16 protein-coding genes are annotated in these 19,352 nt (G+C 69.8%); 3 read left to right on the top strand and 13 right to left on the bottom strand.

The features are described 5' to 3' along the window. Window positions 1–5: 5 nt before the first annotated feature. On the bottom strand, window positions 6–440 hold the full coding sequence (locus ACIRSS_RS23255; protein ID WP_400898173.1) for an Lsr2 family protein: 435 nt from the start codon (window positions 438–440) through the stop codon (window positions 6–8). 523 nt (window positions 441–963) lie between these two features. On the opposite strand from ACIRSS_RS23255, the gene ACIRSS_RS23250 reads away from it, so the two are divergent. Continuing rightward, entirely contained in the window at window positions 964–2,397 is a 1,434-nt protein-coding gene (locus tag ACIRSS_RS23250) for a pentapeptide repeat-containing protein (protein ID WP_400898171.1), read from the top strand. Window positions 2,398–2,584: 187 nt separating this feature from the next. Here ACIRSS_RS23250 and ACIRSS_RS23245 read toward each other — a convergent pair whose 3' ends face one another. From ACIRSS_RS23245 to ACIRSS_RS23205, 9 genes are all read right to left on the bottom strand, one after another. Further along, window positions 2,585–3,259, bottom strand: coding sequence for a hypothetical protein (locus ACIRSS_RS23245; RefSeq protein ID WP_400898169.1), 675 nt, complete (start codon window positions 3,257–3,259; stop codon window positions 2,585–2,587). Beyond that, entirely contained in the window at window positions 3,256–5,112 is a 1,857-nt protein-coding gene (locus tag ACIRSS_RS23240) for a type IV secretory system conjugative DNA transfer family protein (RefSeq protein WP_400898167.1), read from the bottom strand. Before ACIRSS_RS23240 ends, ACIRSS_RS23245 begins: the two co-directional genes overlap by 4 nt. A gap of 45 nt (window positions 5,113–5,157) precedes the next feature. Continuing rightward, on the bottom strand, window positions 5,158–6,288 hold the full coding sequence (locus ACIRSS_RS23235; RefSeq protein ID WP_400898165.1) for a C40 family peptidase: 1,131 nt from the start codon (window positions 6,286–6,288) through the stop codon (window positions 5,158–5,160). Then, a complete protein-coding gene (locus ACIRSS_RS23230; RefSeq protein WP_400898163.1) occupies window positions 6,285–7,712 on the bottom strand; it encodes an ATP-binding protein in 1,428 nt (475 codons plus the stop codon). The genes ACIRSS_RS23235 and ACIRSS_RS23230 overlap by 4 nt, the downstream gene beginning before the upstream one ends. 107 nt (window positions 7,713–7,819) lie before the next feature. After that, window positions 7,820–9,325 (bottom strand): SCO6880 family protein, encoded by a 1,506-nt coding sequence (locus ACIRSS_RS23225; RefSeq protein WP_400898161.1) that lies wholly within the window; start codon window positions 9,323–9,325, stop codon window positions 7,820–7,822. Further along, window positions 9,322–10,737, bottom strand: coding sequence for a hypothetical protein (locus ACIRSS_RS23220; RefSeq protein ID WP_400898159.1), 1,416 nt, complete (start codon window positions 10,735–10,737; stop codon window positions 9,322–9,324). The genes ACIRSS_RS23225 and ACIRSS_RS23220 overlap by 4 nt, the downstream gene beginning before the upstream one ends. Beyond that, window positions 10,734–11,549, bottom strand: coding sequence for a hypothetical protein (locus tag ACIRSS_RS23215; protein WP_400898157.1), 816 nt, complete (start codon window positions 11,547–11,549; stop codon window positions 10,734–10,736). Before ACIRSS_RS23215 ends, ACIRSS_RS23220 begins: the two co-directional genes overlap by 4 nt. A 3-nt stretch (window positions 11,550–11,552) precedes the next feature. Then, complete coding sequence (locus ACIRSS_RS23210; protein ID WP_400898155.1) at window positions 11,553–11,843, bottom strand: hypothetical protein; 291 nt, start codon at window positions 11,841–11,843, stop codon at window positions 11,553–11,555. Window positions 11,844–11,932: 89 nt separating this feature from the next. Next, window positions 11,933–12,808, bottom strand: coding sequence for a hypothetical protein (locus tag ACIRSS_RS23205; protein WP_400898153.1), 876 nt, complete (start codon window positions 12,806–12,808; stop codon window positions 11,933–11,935). A gap of 278 nt (window positions 12,809–13,086) precedes the next feature. Between ACIRSS_RS23205 and ACIRSS_RS23200 the strand changes: the two genes are divergently transcribed. Next, window positions 13,087–13,734, top strand: coding sequence for a hypothetical protein (locus tag ACIRSS_RS23200; protein ID WP_400898151.1), 648 nt, complete (start codon window positions 13,087–13,089; stop codon window positions 13,732–13,734). Window positions 13,735–13,764: 30 nt separating this feature from the next. On the opposite strand, the gene ACIRSS_RS23195 is transcribed toward ACIRSS_RS23200, so the two are convergent. Both ACIRSS_RS23195 and ACIRSS_RS23190 read right to left on the bottom strand, forming a co-directional pair. Then, a complete protein-coding gene (locus tag ACIRSS_RS23195; RefSeq protein WP_400898149.1) occupies window positions 13,765–14,967 on the bottom strand; it encodes a hypothetical protein in 1,203 nt (400 codons plus the stop codon). Further along, entirely contained in the window at window positions 14,960–15,256 is a 297-nt protein-coding gene (locus ACIRSS_RS23190; protein ID WP_400898147.1) for an ImmA/IrrE family metallo-endopeptidase, read from the bottom strand. Before ACIRSS_RS23190 ends, ACIRSS_RS23195 begins: the two co-directional genes overlap by 8 nt. A gap of 650 nt (window positions 15,257–15,906) precedes the next feature. Between ACIRSS_RS23190 and ACIRSS_RS23185 the strand changes: the two genes are divergently transcribed. After that, window positions 15,907–16,971 carry a cytochrome P450 gene (locus ACIRSS_RS23185; RefSeq protein WP_400898145.1) on the top strand — a complete coding sequence of 355 codons (1,065 nt, stop codon included), beginning with the start codon at window positions 15,907–15,909 and terminating at the stop codon, window positions 16,969–16,971. Here ACIRSS_RS23185 and ACIRSS_RS23180 read toward each other — a convergent pair. Further along, a complete protein-coding gene (locus ACIRSS_RS23180) occupies window positions 16,925–19,288 on the bottom strand; it encodes an ATP-binding protein (protein WP_400898143.1) in 2,364 nt (787 codons plus the stop codon). The genes ACIRSS_RS23185 and ACIRSS_RS23180 overlap by 47 nt on opposite strands. Window positions 19,289–19,352 lie beyond the last annotated feature (64 nt).

The raw sequence follows: 19,352 nt of genomic DNA, 5'->3' as shown, positions 1-19,352 counted from the left end.
TACTTCTACTTCTTCGCAGCCGCTACCTTCCTACGCGGAGCGCGCTTCCGCGCCGGCCGAGCGGGTTCCTCAACGACGATGGGCTGGCCATCGTTGGCGTCGAACGCCTCGATGATCTCGCTTGAGAGACGGCCGCGCTCGGATACCGCGTAGCCGTTGGCGTTGGCCCACGCACGGATCTGGCGTGACCGTTCGCGATCCTCGGCCGCAGTCCCGGGCTTCTTCACCCGGGTGGACTCACCGGCTGCCAGCCGCACCTTACGGCCACCGACGCGCCGCCCAGCGGTGACATAGCGGGCGAGTCCGTCGCGCAGGTCGGCCGCGTTGGCGTCAGAGAGGTCGATCTCATAGCTCACGCCGTCGAGGCTGAACGGCACCGTCTGGTTGGCCACCTCCCCGTCGATGTCGTCGACCATTTCCACAAGAACTTTCTGCGCCATATCGGGGACCTCCAGAGGCTCCAGCCACGAACGGGATACGCCGGGTCTGGCCACTGTAGCCCAACACCGCTAACTGACGCGTCCACCAACATAATCGTCGGAAACTCCGGCAGTTCCCGGGACGCTGCGACACAAGCGAAGCGCGAACCTCGCGCAGTTGCTGCATCGAGAGTGACAGCGGCTTTCACGCAGCGGCGGACGCCGACGCCCGGCGAAGGTCCAAACGAGAATTCGCCGCCGGCCATGACGTCGGCGTCACGGCCCAGGCCCAGGCCCAGCGTTTCGCGCGGTGGGATGCATTCGGTCGACGCGCTGCGCCAGCGGGCGCCGCTCCCGCGACTCACTGACCGACGATAAGCCGGTGCCACCACACAGTATGAGCAGCCGACCACGTTCGTCAGACGGCCATCGTGGCGGCCTTGCAGTTGCGGAACACCCACTGCTCGAGGTGCACGCGGTAGACACGCCGGCTTTCGATACTGTGATCGCCTCGGAACGCCAAGACGCACGTCATGATTGGGCGGTGACCGATACCCCCTCAGGCCTGCCGCCCGTCCCGCACTCCGTTGATCGGCCGAAGCCGATCGTGACCCCGCTGTCAGGCAGGGCAGTGCTGGCCATGGCCGCAGGAACAGCGCTCGTCGTGACCGCAGCCGTAACTGCCTTGTGGTTCTCCCTTACCACGGACGGCTCCGACCCAAGCCGGGTGACTGCACAGCTGGAGGTGCTCCGGATCGGGTTGAGTCTCGGTCTGGGAGGCGGCGGGATGTTCGCCCTGTACCTGGCATGGCGACGACAGCGCTCTACGGACCTCGCACTACTCCAGAAGGAGCGTGACCAGGCCGACGTCGCCCGTGCCTACGCCCTCCAGGAGCGCGTCGCCGTGGAGAACCGGGCGCACCAAGAGCGGGTCGCGCTCGCTACCGAAACAGACGCGACTGCCCGTCGTATCACCGAGCTGTTCACAAAGGCCGTCGAGCACCTCGGGGCCGATGAGGCCCCGGTTCGCCTCGGCGGGTTTTACGCACTCGAGCGGCTAGCTCAGGACAACGCGGAGCAGCGGCAGACCATCGTCAACGTGATGTGCGCCTACCTGCGGATGCCCGTAGACCCACCACAGGCTCCGGTCGACGCCCCGGAAGCGCACCGACAGTGGCAGCAGGAACGCGAAGTCCGTCTCACCGCTCAACGCATCCTGACCAGCCACCTGCGCCCGGGTCCCGAACCCGAGAACCCGGCGGCGAGGTTCTGGCCCGGCCTGGAACTCGACCTGACCGGCGCGGTACTGATCAACGCCGACTTCAGCGGATGCCACCTGCACGTTCTCCACCTGAACGGCATTACTTTCCTCGGCCCGACCCGCTTCACCGGGACGACCTTCGCCGAGGACGCGACCTTCGAACACGCCACCTTCACCGACGAGGCGCAATTCGGCCACGCCACTTTCGCCGGACGCGCGCAGTTCCGCAGCATGACCTTCGCCGGGAGTGTCGACTTCGTCGAGGCGAAGTTCATGCGAGGCGCACGATTCGACGGTACTTCCTTCACCGCCGACGCCGGGTTCCTCGGCGCGAGGTTCGGCCGCCGTGCGTGGTTCACCAAAACCGTCTTCGCCCACGGCGCCGAGTTCGGTTCGGCTCGCTTCGCCACCGACTCCGAGTTTCGCGGCGCGGTTTTCGGCGGAAACGCGCGGTTCGTCGGCACTACCTTCGCCGGCAACGCCAACTTCCCCGGCGCCGCGTTCCGGCACGACGTCAGCTTCCGGGACGCCGTCTTCGCCCGCGACGTCAGCTTCCAAGGCGCCGCATTCGACGGCACCCTCGGACTGCGCGACGCGACGTTCCGCAAGAACGCCGAGTTCCGTGGCGTCACCTTCGCCCAGGCGCCCCGCTTCGTTGCAGAGCAATTCCCGGAGGGTGTGCCGCCGGAACTGTCTGGGCCCACCGATCCCCGGTAAGCATGAATCCTGCCAACTCACAACGGCGTCGGACGACTCACTATCAGCGGTCGCAGTCGCGGTCACTGCGCTAGCGACCTAATAGACCACCGCCGTCACGGCGGCGACGTGCTCGGCCAGCCAGTTCGCGCCCGCGACTCGTGCGATGTATGGCGCGATCGCCGACACGCTGAAAGCCGCGTACCGATCACGGCTGATTTGGCTCGCTCTGCGAACTGGTGACGCCGTTGTGGGCAGCTGCTTGTGCCTCCCGCTCGCGATGTTCCAAGGTGAAGCGGTCGGGGCGGGGCGGTGCGCCGGCGTTCTTGTGCCCGTCGGAGCGGCAGCGTTGATGGACCCACTCGGTAGCCATGCGCTCGGCGAAGCCGGGGCGCCAGTGGTCGTGCCAGTACTGCGCGTCGCGAGCGGTGGCTTTCCTGCCGAGGTGGGCTTCGCGCCAGGTGTAGGTGAGAGTGGCGATCTCGGCGACTAGGCCGGGATGGTCCAGCCAGCAGTCGGGGATGGCGACCGCGCGGGTGCCGGGATTGCCGACGTAGGTCTCGTTGTAGTACTGCACGAAGTGCGCGATCGTGAACAGCGGTGTTTCCCCGCGATGTTCCTTATCCTCAGCTGCTGCCGGTGGCAGGAACATCAGCCACCGCGCCATCCGCGGATCGTTCTCCGGCTCGTCGGTCAGTTCCGCGAGCTTCTCCGACAACTGCTCGATCCGGCGCCCCAGGACCTTGGCCACCGTTTCGAGCCCAGCGACCGCCTCGTCGAGCTCACTTAGCGACCGCGGCGGCGGTCCGTCCTCGCCGTCCATCCACTGCTCGTTGTGGTCGGCGGGGTCGTTCGGGCGCACGGCGATGTCGTCGTCGCTCATCGCAGATCACCCACGCCGGGAAGCGTCAGCGGGTAGCCGTCGGGCGTGATCGCGGCGCGGCCGGAACGGATTAGCGCGACGTCGGCCTGCAGCTGGGGCCAGTCGGGCCGTTGCTCGACGTCGACGGTGCGGCCGAGGATGGGGCGGAGGTTGCCGTGCAGGATCAGCACCCGGCCGCGGTCGAGGGTGCGGATGTCCCCGGCGCGCAGCGTCGGGACGGTCTCCTCGCCGCTGGCGCCGCGGCCGACGCTGAACAGTCCGTCGCTGTGGTGCTGGTGGGTGCGGCGGCGGTGCTGCCCGGACAGCGTGGACAGCCACTCCAGCGTCTTGTCGTCTTTCAGCCCCGGGAAGGCGGTCAGGGTGAGGGTGTTGTCGATCAGCTGCAGCCGGCCCGGCTCGCCGTAGAGCTCGTCCAGCTGGGAGCGCGACTGCGCGGACCAGTGGATCAGCACGCCGCGGCCGGCGGAGTCGGCGATGATCGCCGGCAGCCGCGGCACCGGCGTCCCCGCGAACAGTTCGTCCAGGATCGCCGTCGTCGGTGGTTCCAGCCGGCGACGTTCGCGGCGCAGCGCGGTGTCCTGAGCGGTGGTGAGGATCTGCTCCACCAGCGCCGTGAGGACCGGCCGGGCCTGCGGGGCTTGGTGTTCCCCGGCGATGATGAACAGGCTGCCGCGGCGGCGCAGGAACTCGTCGATGTTCAGGTCGTCGGCCGGGCTGGGGGTGGCGAAGTAGCGGATGGCCGGGTTCATGAACGGCTCGATCGCGCGCCGCACGCTCATCCAGACCGCGTCGGAGGTTTCGGCGACCATCCCGATCTCCGACTCCAGGTTCTGCGCCAGCTGCGGATACTGTTGCTCCAGCAGCTCGACCGGTTCGCGGTCGGCGGGTTTGGCGATCGACCACCGCACCAGGTGATCCACGGTGCGGTGGTGCATGGCGGCGGCGAGCAGGTACGCCTGCATCACGATCGTGGCGCGGCCGCGGAAGACCTTGTCGTTGCCGCCGACGTTCTCCAGCCCGAGCGAGGACGCCTCGATCAGCGTCTCCGCCCGCCGGAGCGCGACGGCGGGGTCGGTGCAGCCGGTGACCGGGGACCAGCGCGCGTGCGCCGGCCAGGACAGCGTCCCGGTGGCGTCGATCACCTGCACCGGCCCGGCATCGGGGCGGCGGGTGCGGGCCAGCAGGCACCACTCGGCCAGGTCGTTCTTCGTCGTCGACGCGATCAGCGCGCCCGGCGCGGCGAGGACCTTGTGCACCAGGTCGGTGCGGCTCTTGCCCGAGCGGGTCGGCGCGATCGTCCCGGTCGGGGTCTCCAGCGAGGTCACCAGCCGCTGGCGCCGGGGGCCTCGGTGTAGCGGGACCGCGATCTGCTCGACCGGCGCGGTCCGGCGCTGCTCGTCGGTGAGGTCACCGCGAGTCCAGACCGCGGTCTTGCGCGCCGCGGCGACCGACAGGGTCCTGGCTAGCTCGCGGCGGCTGGCGTGTCCGGCATCGGTTGGTGCTACCCGTCGCCAGACCGGGATCGCGGCGCCGACGGTGAGGCCGGCGGCGAGCATGGTGATCGTGGTGAACCAGATGTAGAACGCGACCTGGTGATCGCTGACCGCGGCCGACCACGGGACCGGCAACGCCGAACCGGGATCAGCGGCGTGGAAGGCGACCGTCAGCGCGAAGCCAGGCCAGGCGGTGATCGGCGGCCACGCCCAGCTGCCGGTGACGAGCCCAGTGACCAGGACGGCGGCGGTGACGACGATCGCGCCGAGAGCGCAAAGGACCGCCAGGGCAGCGACCGCGAGGCCCATCAGGGCAACGTCGCGGTCGAGGTTGAGGGTGTCGGTGCGTGTGCGCGGCATCGGCCGCTCCTCCCGGACAGCGGGAGAGCGGCACCACGGCGACGTTCATCGGAGTGGGCTCCCTCCCGGTGGCGGGGAGGGCGAACTGGGGTCGGCGATCCGCCGGATCGCGACGATCTTCGAGGTCCAAGCCGAGAGGGGCTCGAGGATGACGCCGGTGTCCGTGTCGTAGGCGTCGACGACGATCAAGCCATGCCCGGCGTACATCCCGACGTGCCGGGGCACCTGCGCGGTGCCGAGCGAGCCGGGGATGAACAGCAGATCCCCGGGCTGCACCTGATCCAGCGAGGAGACGGCGTGCCCGGCGTGGACCTGGCTGACCGTCCCGGCGGGGATGCCGACACCGGCGGCGGCCCAGGAGGCGAGCATCAGCCCGGAGCAGTCGTAGGCGTTCGGGCCTTTCGCGCCCCAGACATACGGTTTGCCGAGCTGGCCGAGGGCGAACCCGACGGCGGCGCGCTGGCGGACATCGTCCGGCAAGGTGAACCCTGGCGGCAGCTTCGTCGGGTCGATCTGGCCGGGGTCGCGAGGGACATCCGATCCGCCCTGGTCCGGGCACAGGCTCTTCGCCTGGACGACGTCAGCCGCGCCGCCAGGTGGCGCCGGCGGGGCGGGGTTGTCGGGCCCCGTCCAGAAGCGATCCACGATCGCGGCGGCGGCAGGTTCGCGTGGGGCGTAGCGGTCGGGGAAGCCGCTGTGCTGCACCGCCTGCTCGGCTTGGCCTGGGGCCATGGTGTCCCAGCCGGGCAGCGCGATGAGGGCGTCGAGGAACTTGCCGGTGGCGTAGACGGGGTTGAGGATCTGCTCGCGGGTGCCCCAGCCTTGGCTCGGGCGCTGCTGGAACACCCCGATCGAGTCGCGGTCACCGTAGTCAAGGTTGCGCAACCCCGACTCCACCATCCCCGTCGCGATCGCGAGAGCTGCGGCCCGCCGGGGAAGCCGGCGTTGCTGCACGACGTCGACAATGGTGCGGGCGATGTCCATCTCGCCGGCGCCCAGCTGCTGGCGGTCGACGACGACCGAGCCGCCGCCGGGGCCGCCCTCTTCGCAGCCGGATAGTTGCACGACCGTCGCGGTCGCCGCGGGCACGACAATCAGGGCCAGGGCGAAGATCGGCAGCATCACCAGGCCGACCAGCGCGCCGGCCACGGCAGCTAACATCCCGTCGGGCCTCACGACGACATCTCCACGGAATCGCTGTGCGCCGGCGGGTTCGACTTCCGGACCAACTGGGAATTGGTGTCGAAGATCTGCCGCTCGATCCGGCTGAGCACGGTCTGGACTTTGAGCCCGGTCCGGTTTTCGATCTTCCACAGCGCGCGGCCTGGCCGGTCGTTAGCCCACCCCGTGGTGGCTTCGTGTTCCTTGTCCGACAGGCCAAGAACATCAGCTAGTTCACTCGCCACGCGAGTCGACTGTCCCAGCAGGACACGAATCGAGCACAGGGCCAGCAGGTCGCGGGCGATGGCGACCTCTTGGGAGCCGGTGGCGCCGACGGAGAGGAAGTCACCGGGCTTGTGGCTGACCAGGATCTGGATCTTGCGTTCCGCGCGCGAGAGCCGTAGTTCGCTGTCCACCGCCTGGACCGCGCGCAAGCCGAGGCGCAGTTGCCGCCAGATCTCGTCCCGGACGACGATCCGCAGCTCCCCGTCCTCCTGCAAATCCGTGGCCAGCGACGACCACGACCCCAAGCACGTCAACGCGACGGCCACGGCTTGATCGCCGCGGGTCCGCAGCCGGGACAGGTCCAGGCTCTGGATGGGGGCGTTCCAGTCGACGGTGAAGTTCGTGGCCGCGTCGAACAGTCCGGCCAGCGGGCCGGAGATCAGGTTGGCTAGCGCGTCGGTGATCGACCGGAGGTGATCCAGGAACTGGCGGCGGCCGGCGAAGCGCAGGCTCTGCCACAGCCGCTCATCCGGGTCCGACAGCGCCCGGTGGACGTCGGGGATGGTGATCGGCGTGAGCTGGGTGTAGCCGTCGCTGACTCCGAGCAGCTGGCGTAGCACGGCCGACAGCGCTGCTTCGTCGGTGACCGTGGGCCGGTAGCCCTGGGCCTCGGCGAGCGCGACCAGCAGCTGCACCCAACGGCCCAGGACCCCGTCGAGCTCGTCGCGCTGCCGCTCGATCGACCACGTGTCCCAGCGGGCGGCCAAGGGGCCGAGGTCGAGGGCGTTGAGGCGGGCGGCGCTGCCGCGGCCGAGCATGATCGGCGTGACACCCAGAGCACTCAGCAGCGGGGTGTATTCGCCTTTGACGTCGCCCGAGATCAAGGTGCGGACGCCGGTGAGCATCATCCGCAGCAGGAACGCCACCACCGTGGAGGACTTGCCGCGCCCGGGCTCACCGAACAGGACCATGTTCGGGTTGGTGCAGATCGAGCGCAGGACGAACTCGACCGGATGCAGGTAGAACGCGCCGCCGGAATGGACGTCGTAGCCCATCCGCGCGCCGACCGCCGGCAGCGGGCTCGCCGCCAGCAACGGAAACAACCCGCCGATCTCGTGCGTGCCGGCCTGATAGACCTGCAGCGGCGCCGCCACCGGCGACCAGCCGTGCCCGGGCCGCGCGAAGCCGCGCCGCGGCGCGGCCCGCTGGTTCACGCGAGCGCCGCGGCCGTCTGGACGTGGGCGTCCCGTCGGTCGGGTGCTGAGCGCCGGGCCGAAGGTGGCAAGCAGTTCCGCGGCGGTCCGTTCGTCGGTGCGGCGGCTCATGACGCGCCGCCGCGCAGGCGGGGCAGCCCGACACCGACGGGCAAGACTGCGGCGACGAACCCGGCGTCCTGGGCCAGTTCCATCCGCAGGAGCTGGAAGCGGCCGGCGATGTCGTTCTCCAGCTTGGCCGCGTGGTCTTCGACGTTCCACGTGTCCGGGATCGTGACGGCCGCGGCAACGGCGAAGCGGACGATGCCGTGCCCGGCCGCGACCGCGTGCTCCTGTGCCCGCGCGCCGCCGGCTTCGCGGGCTTCGGCGGCGCCGGAGTTGAAGCCTTTGGAGGATTTCCAGTCCCGCATGACGCCGGTGCGGAACCGCAGTCGGCGTACGGCCTTGCGGGACCGGTGCTGGGAGAGGGTTTCGTAGTGGATGGCCAGGCTGCGGCGCTCGCCGGCGGTCTTGACCGCCAGCAGCCCGTCGAGTGATCCAAACACGGTCCCGGCCTCGGGCATCAGCACCGAGTAGGACACCGTCGCGAAACCGTCGTGGTAGTACGCGCGCGGCGAGGGTGCTGGCGCGTGTACCGGGCCGGCGGTTGCCCAGCGGACACCGGCGTCCCCGGCCTGGTGGCGGCGCGCGGCGAGGCCGGCGGCGCTGGCCGGGTTGAAGCCGGTGCGGATCGCCACCGCCAGTTCCGGGCCCGAGAGCCACTTCACTCCGGTCGCGCCCAGCGACTTGAGTTTGTCCTCGAGCCCGTCCAGGACGCGGTAGAGCACGGCGGCCCGGCCGGCGACCCCGCCCCCGGCCGCGGCGGCGGGGCGGCGGAGGGCGTCTTCGGTGCCGAAGAGGGTGACGAACACTTCGTGCCGGACCGATACCGCCCCGACCAGCCGGTCCAGCTCCTCACTGGCCTGGCGCGCGAGCGGCGGGGCGTCCGGGACGTCGTGCTCGGTGCGCCACGCTTGGTGGTCGGCGCCGTCGTCGGGGACGGTGCGTACCAGCAGGCTCATCCGGTCGATGACCTCGCGGTGCCCGATCGACAGCAGCAGGTTCCCCAGCCGGTTGGCCAGCCGCTCGCACTGCGCGTCCGAGAGCATCCCGACCCCAGCGTGAGTCAGCCGGGCGGTCGCGCCCCACCGGCCGTCGCCGGTGTCGTGGATCAGGCACACCCGCCCCACATCTCTCAGCGGTGGCCCGTCGGGGAACCGCAGCCGCGCCAGCACCCCAGGCAGATCCGGCTCATCGAGATCGGTGACCTGCCCGGCGACGGCGCGCGACTGCCACCGCGACCAACCCAGCGCGATGCCAGCGCGGTAAAGCAGAAGATGCGCCAGCCAGCGCAGCGCCGGGCGCCCGCGCACGGGGACGACTACCAGCGCTGCGGCCGTGCCACAGAACCCGCCGAGGGCGAGAGCCTGACCGAAGCGCCCGGCCGCCAGCGCGAGGATTACCGGCACGGCGAGTCCGACGCAGACGAACGCCTGCACGGGCGTCAAGCCGATGATCCAGCCCGCGCGCTCCTTTCGCGAGAGTCCTTTGTAGATCCGGGTGGCCGCGCTCACAGCAGCACCGCGGCTTCCTCGGCTTCGCCGGTCGCGGCGCCGCCGTCGTCTGGGCGCGGCCCGTTGTCGGGCTTCGGGGTCGGCGGGGTCGGCGGTCCGGTATCGCCGGGCGGGTCCGGAGGTGGTGACGGGCCGACATCGCCATCGCCATCGCCGTCGTCGACGGCCCCCGTCACGCTCGTCGCGCCGGGACCGCCAGTCTCGGGGACGGACGGCTCTGCCGGATCAGTTTCTGAGTCTCCGTCACCGCCGCTGGACACGTCGACTTCCGTGCCACCGGAACCGGAAGAGGTGCCGGCCCCGTCCGCGTCGCTGGAGGTGTGCTCGTCACCGGTCGCGTCGAGCGGCCCGGCGGTCGTGTCGTCCTCGGCCGCGGCCTGGTCGAAGCGGTCGACGTTAGCCTGCTCCTGGCTATCGCCACCGTCTTCCCCGTCGCGGCTGTTTCCGTTGTCGCCCATCTCTTTGCGGGCTTTGTTGGAGAACGCGCCGGCGATGCGCCCGGCGATGCTGTTGGCGCCGTAGGAGTCCAGCCCCGCGTCCGAGAGCTTGTCCCGGAATACTCCCTGCGGGTCGGCGTCTTGGTCGACGAACGCGAAGAGCTTGAACAGCACCAGCGGCACACAGAGCGCGAGGAACAGCACCCCGATGCCGGCCAGCAGCCCGGATAGGCCCTGCGCGCCGCCGACGATCGCGATCGCCAACACCAGCACAAACGCCAGGGCGGGTTTCATCACGATGGCGACCAGGCCCCAGCGGACGACTTTCCAGTACCACCGCGCGGTCACCTCGGCCACCAGGCCGGCCGCAGCGATAGGGACCGTCGCGACTAGCACGTAGATCGTGGCCTCGCGGAACACCGCCTCGAACGCGAACCCCAGCCCGGCCGGGATCACCCCGAAGACTCCGGCGAGTCCGAGCACGACGTTCTTGACCTCATCGGACAGGGCGTCGGTGAAGCCGGTCATGTTCAACGCGTCGCGGAAGTTCCCCACCCGCAGCCCCGTGGACAGAATCGCCTCGGTCAGGCCGTCGGCGGCAGCGAGGAACGCCGCGACCACACCCACGGTCACGGCGAGCGCGATCCCGTACTGAACGGGCCCGGTGATGAGGCGGAGGAAGCCGCGGCCGCCGTGCAGGACGGTGGTGATGATCTGCCAGAAGAACATCCCCAGCGCGATGGCCCCGGAGATCCACAGCGTCATCGGCCACAGAATGGACACCGGTCCGTCTGTGGTGGACACGGTGAAGAGGGAGAACTGGTCGACCAGCTGGAATGCGGTGCGCAGGATGAACAAGGCCGCAGCCCAGGTGGCTGCCATGAGCGGCTCGAGGACCCCGGCGGCGGTCGCTTTGACCCCTGCGCCGGCCAGCCTGCCCAGCGCCTTCAGCAACTCGAGCTCCGCCGGCGTCATCGGGCACCGTCCCGGGTCAGGGGCCGGTAGCCGGCGGCGACCGATTCGGCGCTGCCCGGCCACGCCGACGCCGCGTAGGCCGCGCGGGCACCGGGGGCGATGCGCCAGGCGGTGCCGGTCCAGCGCAGGGCCTGGCAGTCGCCGATGCCCATGCGCGTGGCCTGGCCCTGGTAGTCGAAGCTCAGCTGCCCGAGCGTGCACACCACCACGAACCGGCCGTCGTCGGCGGTGCCCTTGATCAGGCCTTGGGTGACCTCGTAGGTCACGGTCAGGCCGGGCTTGAGTTCACCGGGTCGGATGCCGGCCTCGTCACGGAAGGACGTGAGCAGCGCGAGCAGGCCGTTGCCTTGCGGGGACGGGGCGTGCGGGAGTGCGGCGTCGCCGTAGGCCCGCAGGTAGGTGGAGGGGTCGCCGCCGCGCAGCGCGGTCTCGTTGAAGTCGGTCAGCCAGCCCAATGCCCCTTCGGCGGTGGCGGGGAAGTCGTCGGAGATCACCCGGTTCGCGATCGGGGCCGGTCGCGGGACGGTGATCGGCGGTCCGGCCGTGGCGGTGGTGAGTTCATGTGGCAGGGCTGCTTCGGGTGGCAGGGTCAGCATGGGGCGGGTGGCCAGCGCGGTCGCCTCGTCGACCGGTGCGGTGGGTGTCGGCGAGGGCGCGGCGCCGGGCGGAGTCGCTGCCGTCGGGGGCGATGGTGGTGCCGTTGCGTGCCGGGCAATCAGCACCACGGCGACCGCGACGACGAGCAGGACGACGACGATGATCAGGCGGCGCGTTCGCGTGCGGGCGCGCGGCGATTTCGTAGTGGTGAACATGGCTCAGCCGCCCGCGAAGCTGTTGATGAGCGACCAGCCGATGCCGTAGAGGATCGCGCCGGCGACGGCGCAGAGCATCATGACGACGCCGACTTTCCCGGCACGGTGGTGATCGACCCAGCGACCACCGGCCCAGACGATCAGCCCGATGAAGAAGCCGGCGATGAGCGCGACGCCCGCGCCCCACTTGACGTTGTTGAGCAGCCCCAGGATCTTGTCGCCGCCGACATCGGGCTTGACCGGTGTCGGGTTGGGGATCTGGACGAGCCAGTCGATGACACTGTGCGCGGACATCGCGCCCTCCACATCGCACCGCCCGACGTCACGTCAGGCGGGTCAAGTGGGAGGGCGTTGAAGTTCTTTGATTGAGCGGCGGGCTGGTCTCAGCCGGTGTCGTGGTCCGCGACGCGGCCGTTGCTGTCGCGAGCGTGACGTGGCCATCGAGCGCGTCGGCGGCGTGTCCGCTGCGGCAGCACCCGCCAGGAGCGCAGGAGGTGGTCGGCCGGTGTCCGCAGTGACGACGGTGTCACGTCGGCGGTGATGCCGTGCGCGGCGACTTCACGATTGTGGGGAAAGAACACCGCGTCGGGGAGCAGAACGCTGGTGCGGCGCCCCGCAGTGCCCGCGACGCCCTTCGGCCAGCGACGAGCTCCGACGACGAGCAGTTGCGTGGGTGGGGTCACTGTGCCCGCGCGCACCCACGGCGCCAAGCGGGCCAGGACTTGTTCGGCGTGCGCGAGTGCGGGCACGGTGGGCCGCACCACCAGCGCCGGAATCGGTGACGGGCTGCCGACGCGCAGCCACTGCCCCGGCCCGAGCGCGGGATCGGTCGCCAGCCGCCACGGGTCGTGGCCGATGTCGACCACAGTCACGTCTACCCCGCGACCGCCGGGGTGCCAGTACGGCGGTGGCGGGAACAGCACGGCCTCAGCGGCGAGATCGGCCACATCCAGGCGCGCCAGGACTGCGCGGGCGCGCCGCGAGAACCGGATACCTGCTGCGGGGCCGGGCCCGTCCCGCCGCGGCCCATCGGCCCGCGCAGCACGTCCCAGTCCGGATCGGACCGGATCGCCGGCGTCGACGAGCAGGACCGAGCGGCCCGCCAGCTGGAGCGCATCGGCGATCGCGACGGCGGTACTCGTAGCGCCGGCCCCGGGAGAAGCCGCCAGAATCGGTACGACCCGGCCGAACGGCGACCAGTCGACCAGCTCAGCCTTCTCCTCTGCGGGTGTGGCCTGCTGCCGCTCGGTCTCCGGCACGTCCACACGGGAGTGAACGTCCGCAGGTAGGTTCTCCGATGTGACCATGACGGGCCTCCCCTCAGCGGTGGTGCGCCGGTGAAGGGTGCGGCGGTCACAGCGGGACCGTGCTCCAACCCCCTGGACGGGGTGGCGTAGGTTGCTTTCTCTCGGCAAACCGAAGACACTGGCAACGAGTGTGGCTCTTTGCTTCGATGGTAGACGCCACTCGCCAGGTGTCAAATACCGGCATTACCGCGAAGCAAACGCCAGGTGACGACGGCAATGGTGGGGGCGATGTGGGACGACGATACGAAGATGAACCAGTATTCGATAGCTGGGAAAAAACTGCGCCCGAGTACCTGACCTCGCCGATACCACGCCGCTCCTACGCCGCGCAGCAGCAGTTGACCCTCGAACTGCTCAACCTGGACACCTTCGCCGAGCGGTTGACGTACCTGTTCGATCACGAGTCGACCTACTACGTGCTCGACGGCGAACCCGTGACCGATCCGGACGAGATTGCCCGCCTGGCCGCCGACGAGGCCCCCGGGTTCCGGAGTTTCGTCGCCCCGGCGACGCTGGTGGCACGGTGGGTTCAGGCCCGTAGCGGGGAGACCTTGACCAAACAGGCCCTCCACAACTTCAAGGGCGGGGTCCGGGCGAACACGCGCCCGCAGATCAACGACGCCTTGGCCGAGTTCTGGCGAATCCATCACAAGCTGCTCTACCCCAACGTTCCGGCTGCGGCCTTCGAACTGCCGCGTGACGAGACCGACCGCAGAGCCCACGAGCTGATGACCGAATTCGGCGGCCTCGACGTCAACGCCCGGAGCATCGCCAGCTACCTCGACGGTGCCCACGAGGCCGACAAGCAGCAGCTGCTGAAGGTGCTGGAACGGATCGCCCGGACCGCCCGCGGCACCGGCCACGGGCGGCCCAGCTGATGGGTTCCGGCGACTTGTTGTCACGCTCTGCTACCGGCGGGGCGGCTTCGGTCCCAGTTTCTTCGCCAAGCGCCGTACACGACGCTCGCTCAACGATGCTCCGATAGCTGCCAGCCACCTGGCTCGCTTGTCGTCGTCAACGGGCAGCAGCTCGGTCTCGGGCCACCACGCCTCGGTGTCGTCGGCGGCGTCGGTGTTGCCCGGGGCGTGCACCGCGGTCGGCTGCGATAGCCGCGCGACGATGAGGGCAATGGCGATCTCGATCTCGACGGCGGTCGCCATCGGCTCGATATCCATCTCGTAGAGCAGTACGAGGTCCCACAGCTCGTTGCGTATCTTGGAGCGCGTCGAGGCATCGATCAGCTGATCCACGATGAGCAGCGCGTCCTCGATCTCGACCATCTGCTGGATCGAGCTCAGCGGCGGCCGGCGGCGCTGGGCGAGCAGAATCCGCACGCGCAGCCACAGCCGCTCGATCGCGGCCTCCTGACGTTGCGCGCGGCGCCGGTCGCGCCGGTCGAACATCCTGCGGGTCACGGCAGCGAACACCGAGCCGGCGACGAACAGCACCAGGCCGACGCCGTCGGTGAACACCGCGAAGTGGGTGCCGCGAGGCGGATGGTGCGGGTCGAACAGCAGGCGCAGGACGACGCCGAGCCGCCAGGACAGCCCGACCAGCGACACCGCCACCCCCAGCTGAGCCAAGGTGACTCCGCCATGAACCCCGGCCACCTCGCCCATCGCGACCACGGTCAACCCCAGCAGCAGCGCCGCGAGCCAGCCGACCATGTAGGTCAGGTAAATCGCGCTGTAGAGCTGCGAAGGCAACGTAGGGTTCTTTGGCGCCCCGAAGAAGGACGTGTGCGCCCCGGCCTGCAGGTAGAGGGTGACCATCGCCGCGGCGCAGGCCACGAAGATCGTGACGACGCCGGGCATGGGGAGGCGCAGCTGCCCGAGGGTGTGCAGGAACCCGGCGGTGAACACCATCGCCAGCATGGCCAGCGCGTTGTGGACCACGATCGCCACGTTGTGCAGGCCGGTCAGCTGGTCGGCCCAGTCCAGTGTCATCGGGTCCCCGGCCGCCAGCGACAAGGCCATACAGGCGATGCCGGCGGTCAGGAAGTGGCGGCTGAGGGTGTAGCCGAACCCTCGGTTGACCAGCGCTTTCCGGGCCGATTCGGTCACGCCGGCGGCCGCGGCGCCGTACCACAGGAGCGAGACCGCGTCAGCCATCGGCGCACAGGTGCCGGCGGGACCCGAACGCCGCCCGCAGCGCCGTCCGGCCGGGCGGGAGCCGGTCGCGGTGGCGTGCCATCCCGGCCCGGATGTGTGCCCGCAGCCGGTAGGCGAATTGTTCGGCTTCGATCTCCCAACGGTCGTCTGGACAGGAGCGGCGGCCGCAGACGTAGTCGCCGGGGTGACCGAGCACCAAGTGCCCGATCTCGTGGTAGGTGATGTGGGCGACGTGCGCCGGTACGGCGGCGGCCGCGATCCCGAGCCAGCATTGCGTCCGCGCACGCACCAGTAGCCCGCTTGTCCCGCCTCTCCCGGTCGGCATCCGACCTAGCACGACGGCTATTCCTCGTTGTTCTCCGAAGGCGTCGATGAAGGCATGCACATCGAATGGGTATCGGATCGGCAGCGTGGCGATGATGCCGTCGCAGTGCCGGATGAACTCGTGATCTTCGTATTCTCTCGTCTCCACTGTCGCCCCTGGATGTTGGTTGGATCCAGCCGGTCCCCACCGGCCCCCTTGGTCACGCTCAGCACTGATGCCCTTTATCGAAGCAGGTCAGAGCGTTGCCGCCATCCTGACGGACGCGGTACACCTCAGACGCCCGGAGACGCCCGCTGGATCCCGCAGTGTTCGTTTGCGGGGGTCATGCGGGGGTGTTTGCGGTCATTGCGGGGTGGATGCGGGCCCGCATATTCCCCGCCCAGGCCGCATTCTTGCCTGGCGGAGGGTTGATTGCGCCGTCTCCGGCCGAGTAGTCAGAAGTCATGGTGCTGAATTCGGGGGACGCGCCGACGCGCGAGACTGACAGTGATCCGGCGACATTGGCACGAGGTTTCAACCATCTCGATCCCACGGTCGCCGAAACGGCGTACGAAACGCTGGGGACGATCCGCCGGGGGTGTCCGGTCGCGCGCAGCGGTGAGCTGGATGGGTTCGTGTTGGTCACCGGCTACGACGAGATCCGCGAGGCCGCCCAGGCCCCGGAACGGTTCAGCGCCTACGTCGACGGGCTGGGCGCGGCGGCGGTGGTCACCGAAATGCGGGAGGCCGTGGCGCCGATGTTCGAGACCGACGACGAGCATCATCACCAGTGGCGGCGCGCGCTCATGGACTTCTTCACCCCGGCGGCCGCGGCGGCCCAGGAACAGTACGTCCGGGCGATCTGCCGCGAAACGCTGCAGGAGCTGATCCCCCGCGGTGCGGCGGACCTGGTCAGTGGCTACACCCAGCAGGTGCCGCCGCTGGTGATCGGGCGGGTGCTCGGGCTCTCGGAGCTGGAGCGAGCGTGGCTCTCGGAGCACGTGCGCGCTCTCTACGGCGCTGAGACCTTGAGCGAGGCCCAGCAGATCGGACGGATGTACGCGGACTTCCTGCTCGGACAGATCCGCGAACGCCGCGCCTACCCCGGCGAGGACCTGCTCTCGCGCATGGTCACCGCCGAGGTCGACGGACGCATCCCCGGCGAGGACGAGCTGGTCAAGATGACGATGCTGATGGTCGCGGCCGGGCATCTGACCACCGCCGACGCCTGCGCCACCGCGATCCTGCAGCTCCTGGAAGACCCCGCGCTGCGCGAGCGCGTGATGGGTGATGTGGGGCAGGTCGAGGCGTTCGTCGAGGAGCTGGTCCGCTACGAGCCGGCGGTTGCGGCCACCGGCCGTACCGCCACCGTCGACACCCAACTCGGCGGGATGCCGCTCTCCCCCGGGGACCGGCTGCTGCTGGCGTGGGGCAGCGCCAACCGCGATGAACGCCGCTTCGACGACGGCGAGGCCTTCCGCCTCGACCGCGAGCGCAGCCGGACACCGCACCTGGGGTGGGGCGCAGGCGAGCACCGCTGCCTCGGCCGCCACCTGGCTCGGATCGAGCTGCGGGTCATGCTCGAGGAGCTGCTGCGCGCGCTCCCCGATTTCTGCCTTCAGCCGGACGCCACCGTGCGGCGCACGTTCGGGATCATCCGCGGGGTGGCGGCGCTTCCGGTGCGCTGGAGCCGTCGCTGAGCGCCGAGGTGTGCCGATACCACTCGGCGAGCTCCGCGCGGCCGCACAGGTTCAGGCGCCGGTAGCTCCGCGTCAGTTCACCCTCGACCGTCCGCGCCGACACATGCAGGGCAGCGCCGATCTCGATATTCGACATCTCCTCGCTGACCATCCGCGCGATCTCCCACTGGCGCCGAGTCAGTCGCGGCGACACAGGGTCTGCTTCGCCCAGAGCGAACGCCACGATCTGCTCGTCACGCCATCGGCTCCCGTTCAGGCGGGCGGCTTCGAACGCCTCCTCGCCGATGCCGTCGATGATCGCGTCGATCGCGATGTCCCGGTGATGGCGCCACCCGGGCAGGCCGTTGAACCGGACGCCGTGGCGGGCCTGGAGGCTGTCCGAGCCGCCGTACAGGTGGGCACCGCCGGCAAGATCGCCGGCCAGCACGCGTTTGCGGGCTTCCTCTTCCACCCCCCAGGCGGGCCCCCACAGGTCGCCGAGTCTCACCTGCGCGCGCAGCGCGTTGCGGGCGCTGGCCTGCGGCTGCGATCCTTCGGGCAGGCCGCGGGTCCATTCCGCCCAGGTGATCGCCCATTCCGCACCGCGGGCGTAGGCCTCGTCCAGGCACCACTGCGACATGCGATCGGCCTCCTCGACGGGGCCGTGCAGACCGGCGGTGAACGCGTGGAACAGGCCGGCCATGTAGGCCGAGCCGTGGGCGCCGACCGCGCGGAAACCCTCCCGGGCCGCCTCCAGCTTCGCGTAGCCGCTGCGCAGGCCCATCGCCAGCGCGTCATAGGTGCCGTCGATGAACAGCACCGCCGGGGCGTTCTCCATGCCGATGCGCCGGGCGAGGTCAAGGCATTCGTCGCGATGGGCTTTGCCGCGCTCGCGGGCACCGAGCGCGGTCCAGATCCAGCCGACCATCGCCAGCGCCGAGACCCGCACCGGCGACGGCCCCGCGGGGCCGGCCCGCAGCAGGTCGTCGACCTGGCGGCACACGGGAATCTCGGTGGCGAAGAAATACGGCGCCCGGGTACGCAGCAGGTCGACCATGATCGTCAAACCGCGCTCCACCTCGCCGCGTTCGGCACACCACGTCACCACCCCGGTGATGTTGCCGGACTCGGCGTTGACCCCGGTCAGCCAACACATCTCATCGCGGCCGAACCACCCGTCAGCCGCGTCGCGCACCAGCTGCGCGACCCATGCACAGAGGCGTTCCTCGATCGCGTCCTGGTCACCGAACTGCGTCAGGCGTCGCCGGCCGTACTCGCGCAGGTAGTTGTGCTGACGGTAGCGACCGTCTGCCGACGCGCCTTCAATGATCGAGTGCCGGACCAGGTAGTCCAGCGTCGTCAGGATCACCGCGCGGTCGACGGCGGCGTCCGCGCAGACCTGCTCGGCCGCCTCGAGGGTGAAGCCGCCGGTGAACACCGTCAGCCTCGCCCACACGCGCCGCTGGACCTCGGTGCACAGCTTCCAGGATTCACCGATCGCCGCGTCCAGAGCCAGATGATGAGCTTGGACTCCACGGGTTCCCGGGGCATATTTCAGGGCGGATCCGCCTTCCAGGCGTTCGAACACCACGCGGGGCGAGCGTCCGGTGCTCAGCTGGGCCGCGACGAGTTCCAGGATGAGCGGAATGCCGTCGGACCAGCGGACCAGGCCGACGATGGCCGACCAGTCGTCGTCTGCGGTCAGCGGCCGTCCGGCGAGCGCAGCGCGGTCCTGTAGCAGCTTCACCGCGTCGCACTCTTCGGCCTCGACGCGGCCAGCGTCCTCTTCCGGGACGCGGAGGGGATTGAGGTGCACGATGCGGGCGCCGTGGATCTCCAGCCAGGCGCGGCTGGTCGCGATGATCTGCAGGTGCGGCGCCCGGTTGATCAGCAGGTCCACAAGTTCCTGGACGGGCTTGAGCAGCTGTTCGCAGTTGTCCAGCACAAGTAGGACACTGCGGTCGCACAAGAACCCGATCAGCACGTCCAGCGGCCGGGCGTCGGGCTGGTGATTCGCGACGCGTAAATCTGCGAGCAGCAAGTTGCAGATTCGCTCTACTGTCGCTTCGTCGCCGGCTTCACCGCTTATTTCTTCAAGGCGGAGGAAGGCGGCCGCGTCGTAGGCGTCGCGTCGCTGCTCAAACGCCTCACCGGCCAGTCGAGTCTTTCCTACTCCGCCACTGCCCGTCACCACCACTACCGGGTCGCCTTCGTCGATATAGCCCTCGACCTCAGTCACCTTGTGTGATTGACCGATGAGTGTCGTCGAATAGGCCGCACCCGGTATACCGGCACTCGGCAGCGGTCTACGCGCCATGACGCCGATGCGTTGCACCATTGGTGACACTGTTGCACCCTGCCGCGGCCTGCGACTGTGGCATTGCCCCTCCTCGCCCCGTTCC

Source organism: Amycolatopsis sp. NPDC101161 (genome assembly GCF_044768185.1).
In the GTDB taxonomy this organism is placed as follows: Bacteria; Actinomycetota; Actinomycetes; order Mycobacteriales; family Pseudonocardiaceae; genus Amycolatopsis.
Note: the sequence above shows the minus strand (reverse complement) of the source record. Positions and strands in the feature narration are given on the sequence as shown.

Coding starts and splice junctions, on each gene's coding strand:
- ACIRSS_RS23255 (WP_400898173.1), bottom strand. CDS start 440: ATGGCGCAGAAAGTTCTTGTGGAAATGGTCGACGACATCGACGGGGAG.
- ACIRSS_RS23210 (WP_400898155.1), bottom strand. CDS start 11,843: ATGTCCGCGCACAGTGTCATCGACTGGCTCGTCCAGATCCCCAACCCG.
- ACIRSS_RS23220 (WP_400898159.1), bottom strand. CDS start 10,737: ATGACGCCGGCGGAGCTCGAGTTGCTGAAGGCGCTGGGCAGGCTGGCC.
- ACIRSS_RS23245 (WP_400898169.1), bottom strand. CDS start 3,259: ATGAGCGACGACGACATCGCCGTGCGCCCGAACGACCCCGCCGACCAC.
- ACIRSS_RS23215 (WP_400898157.1), bottom strand. CDS start 11,549: ATGTTCACCACTACGAAATCGCCGCGCGCCCGCACGCGAACGCGCCGC.
- ACIRSS_RS23180 (WP_400898143.1), bottom strand. CDS start 19,288: ATGGTGCAACGCATCGGCGTCATGGCGCGTAGACCGCTGCCGAGTGCC.
- ACIRSS_RS23195 (WP_400898149.1), bottom strand. CDS start 14,967: ATGGCTGACGCGGTCTCGCTCCTGTGGTACGGCGCCGCGGCCGCCGGC.
- ACIRSS_RS23240 (WP_400898167.1), bottom strand. CDS start 5,112: ATGCCGCGCACACGCACCGACACCCTCAACCTCGACCGCGACGTTGCC.